At 71.3% G+C, this 18,539-nt stretch carries 22 protein-coding genes; 13 read left to right on the top strand and 9 right to left on the bottom strand.

Annotated elements, in window-relative coordinates; all coding sequences use genetic code 11:
* Positions 1-225 (top strand): hypothetical protein (locus tag GXW76_RS21090; protein WP_211864080.1); only part of this gene is annotated, 225 nt, incomplete at its 5' end.
* 48 nt (positions 226-273) lie between these two features.
* On the opposite strand, the gene GXW76_RS21085 is transcribed toward GXW76_RS21090, so the two are convergent.
* Positions 274-588 (bottom strand): hypothetical protein, encoded by a 315-nt coding sequence (locus GXW76_RS21085; protein WP_211864079.1) that lies wholly within the window; start codon positions 586-588, stop codon positions 274-276.
* 52 nt (positions 589-640) lie between these two features.
* Positions 641-1,261: a cytochrome b gene (locus GXW76_RS21080; protein ID WP_211864078.1), complete on the bottom strand. Its 621-nt coding sequence runs from the start codon at positions 1,259-1,261 to the stop codon at positions 641-643.
* A 111-nt stretch (positions 1,262-1,372) separates the two neighbouring features.
* Between GXW76_RS21080 and GXW76_RS21075 the strand changes: the two genes are divergently transcribed.
* Complete coding sequence (locus GXW76_RS21075; protein WP_338151008.1) at positions 1,373-2,251, top strand: hypothetical protein; 879 nt, start codon at positions 1,373-1,375, stop codon at positions 2,249-2,251.
* 32 nt (positions 2,252-2,283) lie between these two features.
* A complete protein-coding gene (locus GXW76_RS21070) occupies positions 2,284-3,039 on the top strand; it encodes a metallophosphoesterase family protein (protein WP_211864076.1) in 756 nt (251 codons plus the stop codon).
* 109 nt (positions 3,040-3,148) lie between these two features.
* Here GXW76_RS21070 and GXW76_RS21065 read toward each other — a convergent pair whose 3' ends face one another.
* The 4 genes from GXW76_RS21065 to GXW76_RS21050 form a co-directional block, all read right to left on the bottom strand.
* Positions 3,149-3,292: a hypothetical protein gene (locus GXW76_RS21065; RefSeq protein WP_211864075.1), complete on the bottom strand. Its 144-nt coding sequence runs from the start codon at positions 3,290-3,292 to the stop codon at positions 3,149-3,151.
* Between the two features lie 70 nt (positions 3,293-3,362).
* Positions 3,363-4,349, bottom strand: coding sequence for a ketopantoate reductase family protein (locus tag GXW76_RS21060; RefSeq protein WP_211864074.1), 987 nt, complete (start codon positions 4,347-4,349; stop codon positions 3,363-3,365).
* Entirely contained in the window at positions 4,346-5,137 is a 792-nt protein-coding gene (locus GXW76_RS21055) for a creatininase family protein (RefSeq protein ID WP_211864073.1), read from the bottom strand. Before GXW76_RS21055 ends, GXW76_RS21060 begins: the two co-directional genes overlap by 4 nt.
* Positions 5,134-6,309 (bottom strand): M20 metallopeptidase family protein, encoded by a 1,176-nt coding sequence (locus GXW76_RS21050; protein ID WP_211864072.1) that lies wholly within the window; start codon positions 6,307-6,309, stop codon positions 5,134-5,136. The genes GXW76_RS21055 and GXW76_RS21050 overlap by 4 nt, the downstream gene beginning before the upstream one ends.
* Before the next feature lie 125 nt (positions 6,310-6,434).
* Between GXW76_RS21050 and GXW76_RS21045 the strand changes: the two genes are divergently transcribed.
* From GXW76_RS21045 to GXW76_RS21005, 9 genes are all read left to right on the top strand, one after another.
* Positions 6,435-7,418, top strand: coding sequence for a Bug family tripartite tricarboxylate transporter substrate binding protein (locus GXW76_RS21045; RefSeq protein WP_211864071.1), 984 nt, complete (start codon positions 6,435-6,437; stop codon positions 7,416-7,418).
* 48 nt (positions 7,419-7,466) lie between these two features.
* Positions 7,467-8,063, top strand: a complete 597-nt coding sequence (locus tag GXW76_RS21040; RefSeq protein WP_211864070.1) for a hypothetical protein — start codon at positions 7,467-7,469, stop codon at positions 8,061-8,063.
* An 18-nt stretch (positions 8,064-8,081) separates the two neighbouring features.
* Positions 8,082-9,587: a tripartite tricarboxylate transporter permease gene (locus GXW76_RS21035; RefSeq protein ID WP_211864069.1), complete on the top strand. Its 1,506-nt coding sequence runs from the start codon at positions 8,082-8,084 to the stop codon at positions 9,585-9,587.
* A gap of 481 nt (positions 9,588-10,068) precedes the next feature.
* Positions 10,069-11,490, top strand: coding sequence for a mannose-1-phosphate guanylyltransferase/mannose-6-phosphate isomerase (locus tag GXW76_RS21030; RefSeq protein WP_211864068.1), 1,422 nt, complete (start codon positions 10,069-10,071; stop codon positions 11,488-11,490).
* A 345-nt stretch (positions 11,491-11,835) separates the two neighbouring features.
* Positions 11,836-12,099 carry a hypothetical protein gene (locus tag GXW76_RS21025; protein WP_211864067.1) on the top strand — a complete coding sequence of 88 codons (264 nt, stop codon included), beginning with the start codon at positions 11,836-11,838 and terminating at the stop codon, positions 12,097-12,099.
* Between the two features lie 99 nt (positions 12,100-12,198).
* The gene (locus GXW76_RS21020) at positions 12,199-13,182 is read left to right on the top strand and encodes a TRAP transporter substrate-binding protein (protein ID WP_211864066.1); all 984 of its coding nucleotides are present in this window, start codon (positions 12,199-12,201) and stop codon (positions 13,180-13,182) included.
* Between the two features lie 382 nt (positions 13,183-13,564).
* Entirely contained in the window at positions 13,565-14,104 is a 540-nt protein-coding gene (locus GXW76_RS21015) for a TRAP transporter small permease (protein ID WP_211864065.1), read from the top strand.
* The gene (locus GXW76_RS21010) at positions 14,104-15,435 is read left to right on the top strand and encodes a TRAP transporter large permease (RefSeq protein WP_211864064.1); all 1,332 of its coding nucleotides are present in this window, start codon (positions 14,104-14,106) and stop codon (positions 15,433-15,435) included. The genes GXW76_RS21015 and GXW76_RS21010 overlap by 1 nt, the downstream gene beginning before the upstream one ends.
* A gap of 266 nt (positions 15,436-15,701) precedes the next feature.
* Positions 15,702-16,232 (top strand): papain-like cysteine protease family protein, encoded by a 531-nt coding sequence (locus tag GXW76_RS21005; RefSeq protein WP_211864063.1) that lies wholly within the window; start codon positions 15,702-15,704, stop codon positions 16,230-16,232.
* 66 nt (positions 16,233-16,298) lie between these two features.
* On the opposite strand, the gene GXW76_RS21000 is transcribed toward GXW76_RS21005, so the two are convergent.
* Both GXW76_RS21000 and GXW76_RS20995 read right to left on the bottom strand, forming a co-directional pair.
* Positions 16,299-16,874, bottom strand: a complete 576-nt coding sequence (locus GXW76_RS21000; RefSeq protein WP_211864062.1) for a DedA family protein — start codon at positions 16,872-16,874, stop codon at positions 16,299-16,301.
* A gap of 83 nt (positions 16,875-16,957) precedes the next feature.
* Positions 16,958-17,365, bottom strand: a complete 408-nt coding sequence (locus GXW76_RS20995) for a VOC family protein (RefSeq protein ID WP_211864061.1) — start codon at positions 17,363-17,365, stop codon at positions 16,958-16,960.
* Positions 17,366-17,581: 216 nt separating this feature from the next.
* Here GXW76_RS20995 and mscL point away from each other — a divergent pair, with 216 nt between their 5' ends.
* Positions 17,582-18,076 (top strand): large conductance mechanosensitive channel protein MscL, encoded by a 495-nt coding sequence (mscL, locus tag GXW76_RS20990; RefSeq protein ID WP_211864060.1) that lies wholly within the window; start codon positions 17,582-17,584, stop codon positions 18,074-18,076.
* 252 nt (positions 18,077-18,328) lie between these two features.
* On the opposite strand, the gene GXW76_RS20985 is transcribed toward mscL, so the two are convergent.
* Positions 18,329-18,539: hypothetical protein (locus GXW76_RS20985; protein WP_211864059.1), on the bottom strand; the 211-nt coding region annotated here is incomplete at its 5' end.

The raw sequence follows: 18,539 nt of genomic DNA, 5'->3' as shown, positions 1-18,539 counted from the left end.
GGCATCCCGCCAGGGCAGGGCCGCCGGGTCGCAGCGGCGGCGGCCGGGGCGGTGCTCGACCTCTTCGGCCATGCGCCGGCCGGGCCGGTGCTTGCCGCCCTGATGGCGGAGGACGGCGCGGCGCGGCGCGTCGGGTTCCTCGCCAACGGCGTGCCGGCGGAGGTGGAGGCAGGGCCCGGTGCGGCGCGGCGATTGCGAGTCCTGGCCCCGGAGGGCGGGCCGTAGGCGTTGGCGCCGCATTCACCGAAGACCGCGCCGGAATGCCGGCGCGGCCTATCCGTCGCCCGGTGGGTCGGCGAGGGGCTTGAAATCGTCGGTCTGGATGTTGCGCCCGAACTGGTTCCCGGCTGCCGGAAGCCCGGCGGAGGAATCGTGCTGGCGCGCGACGAAGCTGGTGTCGTCCACCGGGGGCGGGATGGTGAGCGGGGTGTCCCCGCCGAGGGGCAGCGCCCGCTCCGCGGGGCAGGAGCAGACGCAACTGCCGTCGGAGAGGAGGTTCGGCATGGTCGGCTCCCCGCAGATGGGGCAGTCCACCACATCGTGCCGGAGTTCGTCCTCGGGGACGGGGTCTTGCCGGGGGTCTGCCATCTGGTCCGCCGCCGCGCTGCGTCGGTTGCGATATGGGGACGCGGTGCTGCCGCTACAGCATCCGCATCAGCGTGCCGTCCTTGCGGATGGCGTTGTGGAAGATCGCCCCGCCGATATGCGCCGCCAGCAGCACCACGAAGAGATAGCCGCCAGCGGTGTGGATTACCTTCAGCACCTCGGCCAGGCCGACCCAGGTCTCCATGAACTTCGGCAGTTCGATGAAGCCGAGATAGGCGGTCCGCCCCCGAAGCGGGAACCCCCAGGCGTTGGTCGCGAGGAAGCCCATCACCGGCTGGATGATGAGCATGGCGTAGAGCGCGTGGTGCGTCGCCGTGGCGGCGATGCGCAGCACGGCGGGCAGGTGGTCCGGGTGCGGCGGGGCGGGGTGCGTCGCCTTCCACAGGATTCGAGCCAGGGCGACGATGAGGATCGTCAGCCCCGTGCTTTCGTGGATGGCGTAGAAGCCGAACTTGTAGGCCCCGTCCGCCTCCTCGGTGATGAACTTGATGACGAAGCCAGTCGGCAGCGCGATGGCCATGAGGCCGACCGTGATCCAGTGGAACCATTTCGCGACGCTGCCGTATTGCCCGTCCGGGTGGGCCGCGTCCTGGCCGGGCAGCGTGACGGCCTCCGGGCGGGCTGTCTCCTGGCCAAGCGACGTAGTGGCATCCATGGCGCGTCTCCCCGGCGTTGTCGCGGCAGCGTATCGCATGCCCGGGGCGGGGTGCATCCGTCGATGATCGCCGCCCACGCGGATTGGAGCACGGATCCCCGCAAGCGGTGGGTGAGCATCGCCCGTCGCGGCCCACGCGGCTGGCGGGCGGAAGCCCCGGTCCTCGCGGGCGACCCGGCGGCGCTGGCCGCCGCGCTGATCGCGGAGGGCGGGCCGGCGGCGCTGGGCCTCGACCTGCCCCTCGGCGTGCCGCGCGGCTTCGCCGAAGGCCGGATGGAAGCGGGCTTCCCGGAATTCCTGCGCGGCCTCGCCGGTCGGCCGGGATTCTTCGAGGTGGCGGCGACGCTCGACCAGGTCTCGCGCGAGCGGCCCTTCTACCCGGCGCGCGGGGTGAAGGGCATGACGCGGGCGGCACATGCGGCGGCGCTGGGGCTGGGCGAGTCGCGCGGCCTGTCGCGCCGCTGCGACCGCGCCACCGCTGAGCGCCCCGCCGGCGCCCCGGTGTTCTGGACGCTGGGCGCCAACCAGTCGGGCAAGGCGGCGATCGCGGCCTGGCGGGACTGGCTGGCGCCGGGGCTCGCGGGCGGGGCGCCCTATGCGCTCTGGCCGTTCGAGGGCGGGGTGCATGCGCTGCTCGCCCGCGGCCGTGCCGTGCTGGCCGAGGTCTATCCGGCCGAGGCGCTGCGCCATCTCGGCCTGGTCATGCCCGGATCGAAGCGCGTGCAGCGCGACCGCGCGGCTTTGGGCGAGGCGCTGCTCGACGCGATGGCGGAGCGCCGCGTCGCCCCCTCCCCCGCGCTGCGTGCCATGGCGCGGGACGGCTTCGGCGCAGACGCCGCCGGCGAGGACCGCTTCGATTCCGTCATCGGCCTGCTCGGCCTGATCGGCGTGCTGGACGGCGCCCGGCCGGACTTCGTGCCGGAGGATCCGGCGATACGCCTCTGGGAAGGCTGGGTGCTGGGGCAGACGGCGATGCCGCGGGATGGTTAGATCGGCGCGCAACGCGCAGGGAGAACGAAGGCATGCGGCTGGCGGTGATCGCGGACATCCACGGCAATGCCGCCGCGCTCGAGACCGTGCTGGCGGACATCGCCGCGCGCGGCGCGGATGCGACGGTCTGCCTCGGCGACATCGCCTCCGGCGCCGGCTGGCCGCGCGAGACGGTGGAGATCCTGCAGGAGGCCGGCATCCCCTGCATCCGCGGCAATCACGACCGCTGGATCAGCGAGCACGACCCGGGGAAGCTGGGCATGCAGGACCGCATCGCCTACGAAGGGCTGACCGCGTCGCAGCGTGAATGGCTGATGGAACTGCCGCTCACGCTGGAACCGGCGCCGGGCGTGCTGGCGGTGCACGGCACGCCGTCCTCCGACGTGCAGAACCTGATCGAGGAGGTCGTCGCCGAACGGCTGCGCCCGGCGCCGATGGCGGTGCTGCGCGAACGCCTCGGCGGGGCGGGGATGGCCGCGCGCGTGGTGCTCTGCGGCCACAGCCATCGCACCGGGATGGTGCAGGTGCCGGGCGGGCCTCTGGTGGTGAACCCCGGCAGCCTCGGCCTTCCAGGATTCCGCATCAGCCGTGAGCCGGCACACCGGCAGGAGGCCGGCACGCCGCATGCGCGCTACGCGCTGCTGCATCTGTGTGGCGAGCGCGTCGGCGTCGAATTGCTGGCGATCGGCTACGACTGGGACCGCGCGGCGCGACGGGCGGAGGAGCATGGGGCGAACGCGGCCTGGCCCCACGTCATCCGCACGGGGCTGCTGCCGGAGAGCGCGTAGAGCGGTTTCCACATCGGCGGAAACCGCTCCCGCCACGTTCGAGCGCGCATCTTCGCGCTGACGGCTGATGCCGGCCGCAGGCGATCTGCCCTGGCACCTCCGCCAGCGGTCAGCGTTGCTCGATCCTGACCCCGCCGCCGCCGATGGAGATGTCGATGCCGCCGCGCTGCCTGTCCTTGTAGATCCACACGCCGGCACCGATGGCGGCGGCGACGAGAACACCCAGCACGAAGTAGAGGCCGTTCGGCTTCATCAGTATCGCCCTCTCCCACTCAATGCCGCGGGGCGCCCGACACCGGCGCCCCGCCCGCCCCCCCCGCGCGTCACGGGGCCTGGTAGAGCCCCGCCGCGCTCGCCGCCTGCGTCGCCAGGCGCGCGCAAAGTTCGAAGGTCGGCATCGCGACCCCCGCCTGCCGCGCCAGTTCGAGCGGCACGGTCAACAGGGCATCGATCTCCATCGCGCGGCCGAGTTCCAGGTCCTGCAGGATCGACGGCTTGTGCGCGATCATGCCGGATCGCCGGATGCGCGCCTCCGACGGCGTCGCGAGGTCGTGGCCATAGGCCAGCGCCAGCGCCCCGCCCTCGTCCGAGATGCGAACGCCGGCGGCGAAGAGCACCGGATCCGAGAAGGTCGTCTTCATGTCGGATCGCGAGAGGATGCAGAGCGGCCCACTGGTCAGGTTGCCCATCAGCTTGCCCCACACGCGATGCCGGATGTCGGCCACCACGGGGCAGGACATGCCGCCCGCGTCGATGTGGTGCGCGATCGCCCGCGCACGGTCGCTGATCGTGCCGTCCGGTTCGCCGAGGAAGAGGCGGATGTCGGCGTGTTCCGACGTCACCACGCCGGGCTCCGTCACCGCACTCGCCGAATAGACCACGCCGCCGAGCGTGCGTGCGATGCCGACGCGGCTTTCGATCTCCGCGCCGGGATCGAGCAGCGGGATGCGCTCGCCCTCGCGCGGGCCGCCGTTGCGGTGGAAGTACCACCACGGGATGCCGTTGGTGACGAAGGCGACCGGCGTGTCCGGCCCGAGCAGCGGCGCGATGGCGCGCGCGGCCGCGGGCAGCGCCGGCACCTTGGTGGTCACCAGCACGGCATCCACCGGCCCGATCGCCGCCGGGTCGGATTCCGCCTGCACGCGGACATTGTGCACGCCGTCATGCGCGTGCAGCGTGATGCCGTTGCGGCGCACTGCTTCGAGATGCGGGCCGCGCGCGACGATCGAAACCTCCGCGCCGCCGAGTGCCGCGCGGGTCGCGAGGTGGCTGCCGATGGCGCCGGCGCCGAAGACGCAGATGCGGGTCACGGCGCATGGTCCCTGAGATGCAGGCACATCGCCGCACCCGCGGCGACCAGGCGCTGCACGATCGTCTCGCCATGGGCCGCATTCGCGGCGCGCGCATCGGGTGCGGCGACGCCGCCTGGCGCGACCTCCTCCACCCACATCGGCACTGCGAAGTCGATGCCGTGGCTGCGGACGGCGCCGAAGCCGGTGGGCGGCATGCCGAGATAGGGACCCGTGGCCTCGCGCGGCCGCGCGCGATCGGGGCGGCAGAGTTCGGGACGCAGATGCATGGTCACGGAGGCGACGGGGTCGCCGCCATGGCCGAAACTCTCGGCCGCGCCGCCGAGCTCATGGTGCAGCCGCCCGGCCTCCCGCCACAGGTGCAGCGCCGGGATGATCGTGCCGTGGCGATGGCGCATCGCGCGCGCCGCGGCATCGGCCGGGGCGATGGTGCCGGCATGGCCGTTGACGATCATGACCCGCCGCGTGCCGGTGCGGATGAAGGCCTCGGCCATTTCCTCGATGACGGCGGTGAGCGTCGGGACGCTCAGCGTGATGCCGCCGGCGACGCCGGCGAAGAAGTCCTCACCGCCGAAGGGGATGGCGGGGGCGACCAGCGCGTCGGCGCCCTGCACGGCGGCGGCGGCGGCGATGCGCGCGGCGATCTCCTCCGCCACCAGGTAGTCGCCCATCGGCAATGCGGGGCCGTGCGTCTCCAGGCTGCCCATCGGCAGGATGGCGACGGCGCCGGCGGCGAGGCGGTCCGCCACCTCGGGCGCCGTGAGCTCCGCGATGCGGAAGCCGCTCACGTCAGGATGTCCAGCGCCGCGCGGCTCAGCGCCTGCACGCCGAGGCCGATGCAGCGTTCGTCCGGCTGGTAGAAGGCATTGTGCAGCCGGTCGTCGCGGCCCGGCGCGCCGGAGCCGATGCGCAGCTGGAAGGCGGGCGCGCGGGCGGCGAATTCGGCGAAGTCCTCCGAACCCATGGAAGGCTCGCCGGGTTCCGGCGCCGCGCCCATCTGGCGCTGCACGGCGGCGATGACGGGTTCGAGCACGCGGTCGTCGTTGACCAGCGGCGGCACCTTGCGCACGTAGGTCATGTCGCACGTCACGCGCATCGTCGCCTGCAGGCCGTCGGCCAGGCGCTTGAGCGCCGCTTCCGCAGTGTCGCGCGCGTCGTCGTGCAGCGTGCGGACGGTGCCCTTCAGGTGCACGCGCTCGGGGATGATGTTGTAGGTCGTGCCGCCCTGGAACATGCCGACGGTGACGACGGCGGGGTGCAGCGGCTTGATCTCGCGGCTCACCACCGTCTGCGCCTGGGCGACGAAATGCGCCGCCGCGACGATGGGATCGACCGCGGCGTAGGGATGTGCCGCGTGGCCCGACTTGCCGCGAACGATCAGGTCGAAGCGGTCGGACGCGGCGAGCGAGGCGCCTCGCACATAGCCGAAGGTGCCGACCGGCATGTCCGGGTGGTTGTGGAAGCCGATCGCCATGTCCACGCCGTCGGCCGCGCCGTCGGCGATCATCGCGGCGGCGCCTTCGAGGACTTCCTCCGCCGGCTGGAACACGAGGCGCACCGTGCCGGCGAGCGCGGGCGCGAGGTCCTTCAGCACGGCGGCGACGCCGAGCAGCGTGGCGGTGTGGATGTCGTGCCCGCAGGCGTGCATCTGGCCATCCACGGTCGAGGCGAAGTCGATTGCCGTCTCCTCGTGGATCGGCAGCGCGTCCATGTCGGCGCGGATGGCGAGCACCGGGCCGGGACGGCCGCCCCTGATCTCGCCGACCACGCCGGTGCGGCCGACACCGGTGCGGTGCGGGATGCCGAGGCGCGCGAGCTCGGCCGCGACGATGCCCGCGGTGCGGGTCTCCTGGAAGGCGAGTTCCGGCACGCGATGGATGTCGCGGCGCATCTCGATCAGGCGTGGTTCGGCGGCTGCCGTGGCCTCGCGGATCGCGCGCTGCGGGTCGTTGGGGAGCATGTCGGGGATCCCGGTGCTGGGGGAGATGCGGGGAGCATAGGTGCGCCCGGCCGCGATACAAGCCGCGCCGCTTGCGGCGCTGAATGTCACATGCCATAGGGCCACCCGGGAATTGGGGAGGTACAATGTCCTGGGCGCTTAGCCGGCGAACCGTGCTGGCCGGATCCGTCGTCGCGGGCACCGCGAGCCGCCGCGCGCTGGCGCAGGCGGGCGCGTGGCCGTCGCAGCCGATCCGCCTCGTGGTTCCCTTCGCGCCCGGCGGCACCACGGACCTCGTCGCGCGCCTCGTCGCGGCCGGCCTGCAGGAGCGCCTGGGCGTCTCCGTCATCGTCGAGAACCGCGCCGGCGCCGGCGCCACGGTGGGCAGCGAGGCCGTCGCCCGCGCCGCACCCGATGGCTACACGCTGGTCATGTCGAACATCGCGAGCCACGCCATCAGCCCCGCGGTCTACCGCGGGCGCGTGCGCTATGACCCGGTGGCCGACTTCGCGCACATCGCGCTCGTCGTTTCGAACCCGACCGTCTGGGTGGCGAACCCGCGTTCGGGCATCCGCACGCTGCAGGACGCGGCGGCGAAGGCGCGCGGGCCCGGCGGGCTCGATGTCGCGACCTCGGGCGCCGGCTCCTCCAACCACCTGATGGTGGTGCGCATGGGGCAGTTGATCGGCGTCGAGCTGAACCACATCCCGTTCCGCGGCGCGGGCCCCGCCATGCAGGCGGTGATCGCCGGCCAGGTGCCGATGATGTCGGACAGCCTGCCTTCCTCGGTCGCGCATATCCGGCAGGGCTCGGTGGTGGCGGTGGGGATGGCCTCCGCGCAGCGGCACCCCGCCTTCCCCGACGTGCCGACCTTCCGCGAGCAGGGCTTCGACCTTGCGAGCGATTCATGGTTCGGGCTCTCGGCGCCGGCGGGCACGCCGGCCGCGATCGTCGAGCGGCTGAACCGCGAGACGCGCGCCTTCCTGGGCTCGGCCGAGGTGCGCGCGCGGTTCTCGGAACTCGGCGGAACGCCGGGCGACCTGACGGCCGAAGGTTACGGCGATTTCGTGCGGCGCGAGGTGGCGCTGTGGGCGCCCCTCGTGCAGGCTGCCGGCGCGACGGCCGACTGATTTTTGTTACGGAACTGCTAGCATAGCGGGTGGGGTGGACCGACAAGCATGAAAATCAATACAAAGGACCTAATTTCCGCGGCGCTCCTGATCGGATTCGCCGTGGTCGGGTTGTGGCTCAACATGGACCACACGCTCGGGACCGCTCGGCGCATGGGGCCGGGCTACATGCCCATGCTGGCCTTCTGGATTCTGCTCGGCCTGGGCGCGATCGTCCTCCTGCTCTCGCTGTTCAACGGCCCGGACCCGATCCCGATGTGGACGGGCCCGGAGATCGGCTTCCTGCTCGCGGGCGCCGTCGGCGGCACCGCGGCCGGGCTCGTCGCAGCGGGGATGCCGGGCTGGGTCGGCGCGGGCTGGAATCCGCTCGGCATCGGCCTCTTCGTCGGCTGCATGATCGTCAGCGTCGTGAAGTCATGGCGGCCACTCTTCCTGATCAGCGCGGCCTTCACCCTGTTCGGCCTGCTGCTCGAGCCGCTCGGGCTGATGGTGGCGATCGCCACGTCGGTGGTGCTGTCCGCCTTCGCTGACGAAACACACAAGCCGGTCGGCGTCCTCGGGCTGGTGGCGTTCCTTTGCGCGCTGTGCTGGGCGGTGTTCATCTACGAGCTCGACATCCGCGTGCCGGTCTGGCCGGTATTCTGAGGCAGGGGGACCGGAACCATGGATCTCTTCGCAAACCTGGCGCACGGCTTCAGCGTCGCGCTGACCTTCAACAATTTGCTCTTCTGCCTGATCGGCTGCCTCATCGGCACGGCGATCGGCGTGCTGCCGGGCATCGGCCCGGTGGCGACGATCTCGCTGCTGCTGCCGATCACCTTCGGCCAGCCGGCCACCACCGCGATCATCATGCTCGCCGGCATCTACTACGGCGCGCAGTACGGCGGTTCGACCACGGCCATCCTGCTGAACCTGCCCGGTGAGGTCAGTTCGGTCGTGACAACGCTCGAGGGCTACAAGATGGCCCGGCGCGGGCGTGCGGGCGCGGCGCTGACCGTCGCGGCGCTTGGGTCCTTCTTCGCGGGCACGGTCGCGACGGTCGTGGTCGCGGCCTCGGGCCCGCTGCTGACGCAGGTGGCGCTGTCCTTCGGCCCGGCGGACTACTTCTCGCTGATGTTCCTCGGCCTCGTCATCTCGGCGGTGCTGGCGCAGGGCTCGGTGGTGAAGTCGATCGGCATGGTGGTGCTCGGCGTCTCCATGGGCATGGTCGGCACGGACGTGCAGACGGGCCAGCAGCGCTTCACCTTCGGCATCCCGGAACTGTCGGACGGTGTCGGCTTCGTCTCCATGGCCATGGGCATGTTCGGCATCGCCGAGATCATCCTGAACCTCGAGCGCCCAGAGGCGCGTTCGGTGATGTCGGGCAAGGTCGGCAGCCTGATGATGACGCGGGAGGAATTCCGCCGTGCCGTCCCCTCCGTGCTCCGCGGCACTCTGGTAGGCACCTTCCTCGGCATCCTGCCGGGCGGTGGTGCGGCGCTCTCCTCCTTCGGCTCCTACATGATGGAGCGGAAGGTCTCGAAGGGGCGCCACGAGTTCGGCACCGGCGCCATCGAGGGCGTGGCGGGTCCGGAATCGGCGAACAACGCCGCCTCCCAGACCTCGTTCATCCCGCTGCTGACGCTCGGCATCCCGGCCAACGCCGTGATGGCGCTGATGGTCGGCGCGCTGATCATCCAGGGCATCCAGCCGGGCCCGCGCATGGTGGAAGCGCAGCCCGACCTGTTCTGGGGCCTGATCGCCTCCATGTGGGTCGGCAACCTGATGCTGCTGGTCATCAACCTGCCGATGATCGGCATGTGGGTGAAGCTGCTCTCGGTGCCCTACCGCTTCATGTACCCGTCCATCATGATCTTCTGCGCGATCGGCGTCTATTCGCTGCAGAACAACGTGTTCGACGTGTACCAGACGGTGGTCTTCGGCATCTTCGGCTACCTCTGCTCCAAGCTGCGGCTGGAGGCGGCGCCGATGCTGATCGGCTTCGTGCTCGGCCCGATGATGGAGGAACACCTGCGCCGCGCCATGCTGCTGTCCCGCGGCGACCCGATGGTGTTCGTCGAGCGCCCGATCAGCGCGACGATGCTCGCCATCGCCGCCATCGCGCTCGGCGCGATGCTCATGCCCAACCTGCGCAAGGGCAAGGACGCGGCGCTGCAGGAAGGCGGGTGAGTGTTTCACTGACCACTTAGGTCGGTGGCATGATTGGAAGGCGGGTTCCCTGGGGGGACCCGCCTTCTGCTTTTTTGTGGGGCCTCAAGCGCCGGCGCCGGCATCCGCTGGCTCGGCTTTCGCGCCATGTGCTGGCGCACCCGGCGCGGCTGGTGGTCCGGGCGCGGTCGCGCTTTGCGCTCCCGGCCCGAGGCGGGGCCTCGGGCCGCCTGATTCCTGACCCTCAAGCGCCGGCGCCGGCATCCGCCGGCTTCGCTTTCGCGCCGTGGACCGGCCGCCGGGCTCGGTTGCTGGTCCGGGCGCGGCGCGCTTCGCGCTCCATGGCGAAGGGCGCGGCCGGGTCCCGCGGGTCGGGGGGCACGTCTGCCCCCCGCGAGGGTCCAGGGGGCGGCGCCCCATGGCCTGCCCTCGTCCCGCCTTCCCTTTGCCGCCTTTGCTGGGCATGGTCCCATCCCCTTCGGCGACAGATTCCCCGGGCGACATGACCGCGACCAGCACCGACATCCTTCCCGTCATCCTGTCCGGTGGCACGGGCACGCGGCTCTGGCCTCTCTCGCGGGAAGGCTATCCCAAGCAGTTCTGGCCGCTCGCCTCCGACCTCCCGATGCTGGCCGAAACCGCCGTGCGCGCCGAGGGCCGAGGCTTCCTGCCGCCGATGGTGGTGTGCAACGAGGCGCATCGCTTCCTCGTCGCCGAGCAACTGCGCGGCCGGGGCGCGCGTATCGTGCTCGAGCCCGCCGGGCGCAACAGCGCGCCCGCCATCGCCGCCGCCGCGCTGCTCGCCGAGGAAGCCAACCCGGGCACCGTCATGTGGATCATGGCGGCCGATTCCGCCGTTCGCGACGTGCCCGCGCTGCATGCCGCCCTCGCGCATGCCGCCGCGGCCGCCCGGGCCGGGCGCATCGTCACCTTCGGCATGCTGCCCACCACGCCGGAGACCGGCTACGGCTACATCGAATCCGGCGACGAGCTGCCCGGCCTGCCCGGCGTGCGCGCCGTCGCCCGCTTCGTCGAGAAGCCGGATGCCGCGCGCGCGGCGGAGTTCGTCGCAGGTGGCCGGCATCTCTGGAATTCCGGCATGTTCGTCGCCACCGCCTCGACGCTGCTCGCCGAACTCGAGCGCCTGGCGCCGGACCTGCTCCATGCGGTGCGCCAGGCCGTCGAAGGCGCGAAGCGGGACATGGACTTCGTGCGCCTCGCGCCTGAGGCCTTCGTCGCCGCGCCCTCCATCTCCATCGACTACGCGGTGATGGAGCGGACGCAGCACGCCGCGGTGGTGCCGGCTTCGATCGGCTGGTCCGACATCGGTTCCTGGGCCGCGCTGTGGGAGATCAGCGACAAGGACGCTGCCGGCAATGCCGCCCAGGGCCCGGTCGAGATCATCGACGGCCGCAACTGCTTCGTGCGCAGCGAGGGCATCGTCACCGGCATCGTCGGCCTCGAGGACGCGGTGGTGGTGGTGACCGACGATGCGGTGCTGGCGATGCACCGCGACCGCGCGCAGGACGTGAAGAAGCTCGTCGATGCGCTGAAGGCGAAGGGCCGCAAGGAAGCGACCGAGCATCGCCGCGCCTATCGCCCCTGGGGCCACTACGAGGGCCTCATCATGGGCGACCGCTTCCAGGTGAAGAAGATCCAGGTGCGGCCGGGCGCGAAGCTCTCGCTGCAGAAGCACTTCCACCGCGCGGAGCACTGGGTGGTCGTCTCCGGCACCGCCATCGTGCGCCGCGACGCGGAGGAGATCCTGCTGCGCGAGAACGAGAGCGTCTATCTCCCCCTCGGCTGCGTGCACCGCATGGAGAACCCCGGGATGATCCCGCTGGTCCTGATCGAGGTGCAGTCGGGCTCCTACCTCGGCGAGGACGATATCGTTCGCTACGAGGACACCTACGGTCGGACCTGAGGCCCGGCCGCGGGTATCCTCGTCGCCGGCTTCCTTCGTGCCCCAGGCGCCGGCGCGCTGATCCGGGCGTGCGGCCGTTCGCGCCGTGACATGGCGCGCCGGCGGCCGCCGTTGCCCGGGACACGGTGGCACTTCGCGCTCCCCGACCGAGACCCGGCCCGCGGCGGGCTTGTCCATATTCGCGCCAGGCGGTGCCCGCGCATCCGCGCAGGGCATCTGCCCGGCTCCGTCGCGACGCTGCGCGCCACGGGGTTGACGCCTCCGGTCCTTGATCCGGCGCAAGGCGACGGGCGCGGAAGCGCGGAATATGGCGTCTCAGGCGCAACAGCCAGGAAAGGCCCGCCCATGAACCACCGCCACCGCAAGGTGCTCCACGCCATCTTCGCCCATCCAGTCAGCGCCAACATCGACCCCAGGGCGGTGCAGGCGGTGTTCGAGGAACTTGGCGCGGAACTGGCCCACAACGGCTCGGGCCGTGTCGGCGTGAAGCTCAACGGGCATGCCCACGCCTTCCACGATTCGCGGCATAGCCTGTCGAAGGACGAGGTGGTGGAGATCCGCAACTTCCTGTCGCAGGCCGGCGTCGATCCGGCCGTCTTCCCGGTGTGACCGCCGCGCCGGGTTGCGCGACCCGCGCATTCCTGGCCTAACTTTTCCCAACGCCGCGGCCTCGGATGCCGCGGCCGAGGGAAGGGACCACACCAAGCCATGACGTTCCATCGCCGCGCCCTGCTGGGCGCCGCCGGGCTCGCCGCCCTGGCCCCTGCCGCCGCCCGCGCGCAGACGCGCTGGCAGATGGCCACCCCCTACGCCGACACCAACCTGCACACGCGCAACATTCGCACCATGCTGCAGGAGATCGAGCAGGGCGCCGGGGGGCGACTTTCCATCCAGTTGCACAGCAACGGCGCGCTGCTGCGCATGACCGAGATCAAGCGCGGCGTGCAGACCGGCCAGGTGCAGCTGGGCGAGATCCTGCTCACCGCCTATGCGAACGAGGACCAGATCTTCGACGCGGACGCGCTGCCGCAGCTCGTCACCAACTTCCAGCAGGCCAAGCGCCTGTCCGACCTGCAGAAGCCCTTCATCGAGGCGCGCTTCCAGCGCCAGGGCCTGACCCTGCTCTACATGCTGCCCTGGCCGCCCGCCGGGCTCTACGCGCAGCAGGTGGTGACCAGCCTCGAGCAGCTGCGCGGGTCGCGCTTCCGCACCTATTCGCCGATGACGAACCGCTTCGCCCAGCTGATCGGCGCGCAGCCGACGCTGGTGCAATCCGCCGAACTCGCCCAGGCCTTCGCCACCGGCGTGGTGCAGGCGCAGGTCACCTCGGCCGCCACCGGCGTGGACACCCAGGCCTGGGACTACGCGCGCGTCTTCACCCCGCTCGGCTTCACGATGACGAAGAACGCCGTCTTCGTCTCCCGCCGCGCGCTGGAGGCGCTGCCCGCCGACCTGCAGCAGCAGATCCGCGCCGCCGCGGCGCGGGCGGAAACGCGCGGCTACGAACTCGCGGAAGCCGCGACGCGCGAGACCGAGACGACCCTCGCCTCGCGCGGCATGCAGGTGACGCAGCCGACGCAGCAGCTCCTCGACGATTGCGCCCGCGTCGGCCGCATCATGGCCGACGAATGGGCGCAGCGCGCCGGGCCCGACGGGCAGCGCCTGCTCGAACAGTACCGCGCGGCGGGCTGATCGCGCCCGACTGCGCACGCGGCGGGCAGCCGGGGCCCGCCGCGGCACAGAAGGGAGGCAGCGTCGGCGCGAGGCGGGCCCATGGGCCGCCCCGCGCCCCTTGCGGCACGGCCTTGGCCACTCCGAAGATCTCGGCGCCAAGCACAGCAGATGGCTTCCCCATGCCGATCCTTCGTCACCGCGCCCGACTCGCGGCCGCATACCCGGCCAGCGCGCGCCATGCGCGCATTCACCGCACGGGTATCGCGCAGGTGCTGCATCGACGCCCACCGCGCGGCCATTGCATGATCATGAGGAACGACTCGCCCCGCGGGTCCCGGTCACCTGAGCGGACGGAAACACCAAGCATGACGATCCCACCCCGGCGGCGGCGCGTCGTGGCATGAACCCGCTGCGCCGCGCGCTCGACGCGCTCTATCTCCTCAGCGGCGTCCTCGGCGGCGTCGCGCTCGCCGCGATCGCCGGCATCATCGGCGCGCAGGTGGTGGGGCGGCAGTTCGGCGCCACCGTGCTCGGCGCGGACGACCTGACGGCCTTCGCGGTCGCCGGCTCGGCCACGCTGCCGCTCGCCTATGCCTTCCGCCACGGCGCGCATATCCGGGTGGACCTCATCATCGGGCGGCTCTCGGGCAAGGCGCGCTTCGTCATGGAGACGGTGGCCCTCGTCCTGACCGTCGGCCTTGCTGTCTTCTTCGCCTACTCGATGCTCGACCTCGCCTCCGACAGCTTCGAGTTCGAGGACGTGGCGCAGGGCTCGGTCGCCTGGAAGCTCTGGGTGCCGCAGATGATGGTCGGGGCCGGCGTGGCGCTCTTCGCCGTCTGCCTGATCGACGACCTGGTGGTGCATCTCACGGGGGGCACGCCCTCCTATCGCAAGGCGGCCGAGGCCTCGGCGCTCGAACGCGCGTCGGAGGAAGTCTGATGGAACTTGCCCAGACCGAAGCCGGGCTGCTGCTGCTCGGCTGCCTGTTCGTCTTCCTCGGCCTCGGGGTCTGGATCGGCCTTGCGCTCGCCATGGTGGGGCTGGTCGGCGTGGTCGTGCTGCCGATGCTGGTGCCCGCCATGCCCGCCATGCCGCCCGAGAAGGTGATGGGCACGGCGATCTGGCAGTCGCTCGCCTCCTGGACGCTGGCCGCGCTGCCGCTCTTCATCTGGATGGGCGAGATCCTGTTCCGCACCAGGCTGTCCGAGGACATGTTCCGCGGCCTTGCCCCCTGGGTGCAGCGGCTCCCCGGCCGGCTGATGCATGTGAACGTGATCGGCTGCGGCATCTTCGCCGCGGTGTCGGGGTCCTCGGCGGCGACCGCCGCGACGATCGGCAAGATGGCGCTGCCCGCGCTGCTGCAGCGCGGCTACCACAAGCCCATGGCGATCGGCAGCCTCGCCGGCGCGGGCACGCTCGGCCTGCTGATCCCGCCTTCCATCGTGATGATCGTCTATGGCGTGGCGGCGGAGGTCTCGATCGTCCGGCTCTTCATCGCCGGCGTGATCCCGGGGATCATGCTGATGGCGCTGTTCAGCGGCTACATCGCGGTCTGGTCGATGATGAACCCGTCGCTGACGCCGCCGCGCGACCCGCCCATGCCCTTCGCCATGAAGCTGAAGGAAAGCGGGCAGCTCATTCCCGTCGTGCTGCTGATCGGCTTCGTGATGGGCAGCATCTACCTCGGCTGGGCGACCGCGACCGAGGCGGCGGTGTTCGGCGTGGTGGGCGCGCTGGCGCTCTCGGCCTGGGGCGGCTCGCTGTCCTGGAACTCGTTCCGCGACAGCCTGATGGGCGCGGTGCGGCTGTCCTGCATGATCAACCTGATCCTCGCGGGCGCGGCCTTCCTGACGCAGGCCATGGCCTATTCCGGCATCCCTGGGGCGATGGCGGCCTGGGTCGGATCGCAGGGCTTCAGCCCCTACATGATCATCCTGTTCCTCACGATCATCTACCTGATCCTCGGCTGCTTCATCGACGGCATCAGCATGATCGTGCTGACCGTCTCGGTGGTGCTGCCGATCATCCACAGCACTGGCTTCGACCTGGTGTGGTTCGGCATCTTCATCGTGCTGGTGGTGGAACTGGCGCAGATCACGCCGCCGGTCGGCTTCAACCTGTTCGTGCTGCAGGGGCTGACCGGCAAGGGCATCTTCGAGGTGGCGCGCTACACCCTGCCCTTCTTCTTCCTGATGCTGATCGCGGTCGCGATCGTCACGGTCTTCCCCGCCATCGTGACCTGGCTGCCGCAGACCATGCTGGCGCGGTAGAGGGCGGCATAGCTGGCGCGCTGCCGATGGCGGCGCGCCCGCCACCGGGGGTCCGCCGGCGGCGCCACCATCACCCTCACCCGGCCTCGCCACGCGCGCGGACATGCCCGTGCGGTGGGAGGCAACGACCGGCAGGTCGGTGCGGCCCGGGACCCCCGGCGTCCTGACCGGGCCGGCCAGCCGCGGGACGGCGGGGTGTGAAGCGTTACGTCGTCCGGCGCCTCCCCGTGGTATTCACTGGCGGGCAGGGGCAGGAGGACCGCGTCATGTACCTCGATGTGCCTTTCGTCAGCCAACTCGACTTCGGCGGCAACCAGCATCTCGATGACCCAACCGGCTGCTGGTACGCCACCGCCTGCATGATCGCCTATTCCTTCGAGGCGGGCCCGCGCCAGGGCGTGCCCGCGCTCTATTCCCGCCCGCTGCCGCAGGCCGACGGGACGGTGCGCATGGGGCACTGGACGATCAGCAAGGGCTGGCTGCCCACCCTCATGCAGAACGAGCACCTGGTCGAGCTCGACGGCGGCCTGCCGGCGACGACCGAGGCGCTCGAGGTGGAGCTGATGATCTGGGGCCCGCTCTTCCTGCCCTGGATCAAGACGGCGGGAGGCAGCAGCTACGGCCATGCCTCGGCCATCATCGGCGCGCGCGACGGCAGCATGATCTACCACGACCCCGAGAACGCGCCGCGCAGCGAGATGAAGCTCGACGACATGCGCGCGAAGCTCGCCGCCGGCTGGCCGCTGCTGCGCCGCGATGCCGAGCCCTTCAGCTACATGGCCGGCATCCACGCCTGATGCGCCCGGCGTCATTGCCGGGCGCATCCGCACGCGAGGCTGGCGGGGTTACGGCCGGCGCGACCGTCAGCCCGGGGCGGCGCCCTGCGCCGCCCGGTTGCGCGCGCGGTCGCGGCGGTGGCGGATGATGAAGAAGATGAGCGCCAGCCCCGCGATGCCGGCGATGCTCCAGAACAGCCGTTCCACCCCGAGCCAGGCGCCGAGGAACCATCCCGCCGCGACGAAGGACCCTGCCCAGACGCCTGCGGCGATGAAGTTCAGCAGCGCGAAGCGCGCCCAGTTGTAGCCCGCCAGCCCGCAGACCACCGAGGCGATGTTGCGGATGCCGTAAAGGAAGCGGAAGGAGAGGATGAACAGCGTCCCGTAGCGTTCGAGCAGCGCATTCGCCTTCTCGACGCGTGGCCGGGACCCGGGAATCCGGCGCAGCATGGCCGGCCCGTAGCGGCGCCCGAGATAGAACCAAGTCTGGTCCCCCAGGTAGGAGCCGATCCAGACCGAGCCCATCAGGATCCACGGGTCGACAAGCCCCATCGTCGCGCCGATCGCCGATGCGGCCAGCACGAAGGTCTCACCCTCGAAAAACGCCCAAACTGCTGCCGCGAGATAGGCGAGATTGCCCCATTCGGCCCAGAACTCGGCCAACCCGGAAGTCCCCCTGTTGGTTTGCGCGCACACTGCCCTGTCCCGAGCAGTAGGGAAATGGGAATCCCGCGGCGGCGTCGCGATCACCCTCCGGGGGCGGGCCAGTCGGGCCGTTCGAAGCGCTGGATCTCCAGCGTGTAGCCCGCCGGGTCGCGGAAGAAGAACGAGGTGACGCGGTATGCCGCTGAATAGGCGGGAGCAGATGCGACCTCGATCCCCTTCGCCCGCAGCCTCGCGTGCCAGCCCTCGACATCCTGGTGGACGAAGGTGACGACCGCGCCGCCTTCCAGCCGCGGGTTATCCGCCGCGCGCGGCCCGCGGGCCCGGCAGACGCCCACGAAGGCCCGACCGCCGGGCGCCACCGCGTAGATGCGGCAGGAACCCTGGTCCTGCGCGAGCGGCAGGCCGAGCACCTCCTCGTAAAAGCGCCAGGACGCCTCGGGGTCCTCGGCGTAGAGGAAGGTCACGTGCTGGTCGAAGGGGGCGGCCATGCGGCGATGATGGCGCCGCGCCCCTCCAGCGCCAACCGCGTCGGGGCAGTCACGCCCGCTCGTATGGAAGATCCGCCGCCGCGCCGTTGCCAGGCTGCGCCCCCTGCCCGGCCACGCCTTAGCCGGGCCGGCAACGATTTCGCGACTGGAAAGGAACGGGGCAGCGCAGGATGATCGCCTGTGGCTGCCCCATGCAGCCCGAAGGAGACGCAGCCGATGAGCGACCGCGCGAACAAGATCACCAGCCATATCCCGATCAGGGAGCCGGAGTGGGTGAAGGAGTTCAAAGCCTTCATCATGCGCGGCAACGTCATCGACCTCGCCGTTGGCGTGGTGATCGGCGCCGCCTTCACTGCGATCGTCAGTTCGATGGTGGAGGACCTGTTCAACCCGATCATCGGCATCCTGATGGGCGGGATCGACTTCTCGAACCTGTTCATCGTGATCTCCGGCGAGCGGCGGCCGTCGCTGGAAGCCACCCGCGAGGGCGGCGCGGCGGTGCTCGCGATCGGCCGGTTCATCAACGCGATCATCAAGTTCGTGATCGTCGGCTTCGCGGTGTTCTGGATGGTCAAGATCCTGAGCAAGCTGCAGGCCTCCCAGGCGGTGGAGAAGGCCAAGGCCCCGCCGGCGCCGACACCGACCGAGACGTTGCTGACCGAGATCCGCGACGAGCTGAAGGCGCAGCGCGGCGCAGCCCCGCCGGTCTGAGCGCGGCCGCGCGCCGCCGCCGCCCCTTCACATGCGCCCGGCCGTCGGCGCGCCTGGGGCGGCGTTGGGTCGCCGCCTGCGCATCCGGCGGCGACGGCGCAGCCCCCTCGCGGCCTGGCCGAGCTTCCCGCCGCGCGGTCCTGCGCGTCCGGTCAGGTGGAACCACCGGATCGCGTGAAGACGCGCGCGACGATCGGCGTGGCGTGGTCGTTGTCAGCGAGCATCTGCGGAAGCCGCTTCAGGCGAGCCCGCTCAACCCAATCGGATCGTCCCCGCCCCCAGCAGGGCCGCGAGCCGCGCCGCGACCGCCACCTGCGACGCGGGATCGAGCCCGAGCATCGCGTGGACCCCCTGCGCGAGTTCCGCTTCCGTCAACGCCGGCCGCGCGGCGAGCAGCGCCTGCGCGGCGGCGGCGATCTCGGCCGGCGGAACGGCGGCGGCGCGGCGCAGATGGGCGGAGGTG

It is taken from the genome of Neoroseomonas soli, assembly GCF_018129065.1.
Lineage (GTDB): Bacteria > Pseudomonadota > Alphaproteobacteria > Acetobacterales > Acetobacteraceae > Neoroseomonas > Neoroseomonas soli.
The sequence above is the reverse complement of the archived record's forward strand: the minus strand, read 5'-3'. Positions and strand labels throughout refer to the sequence as shown.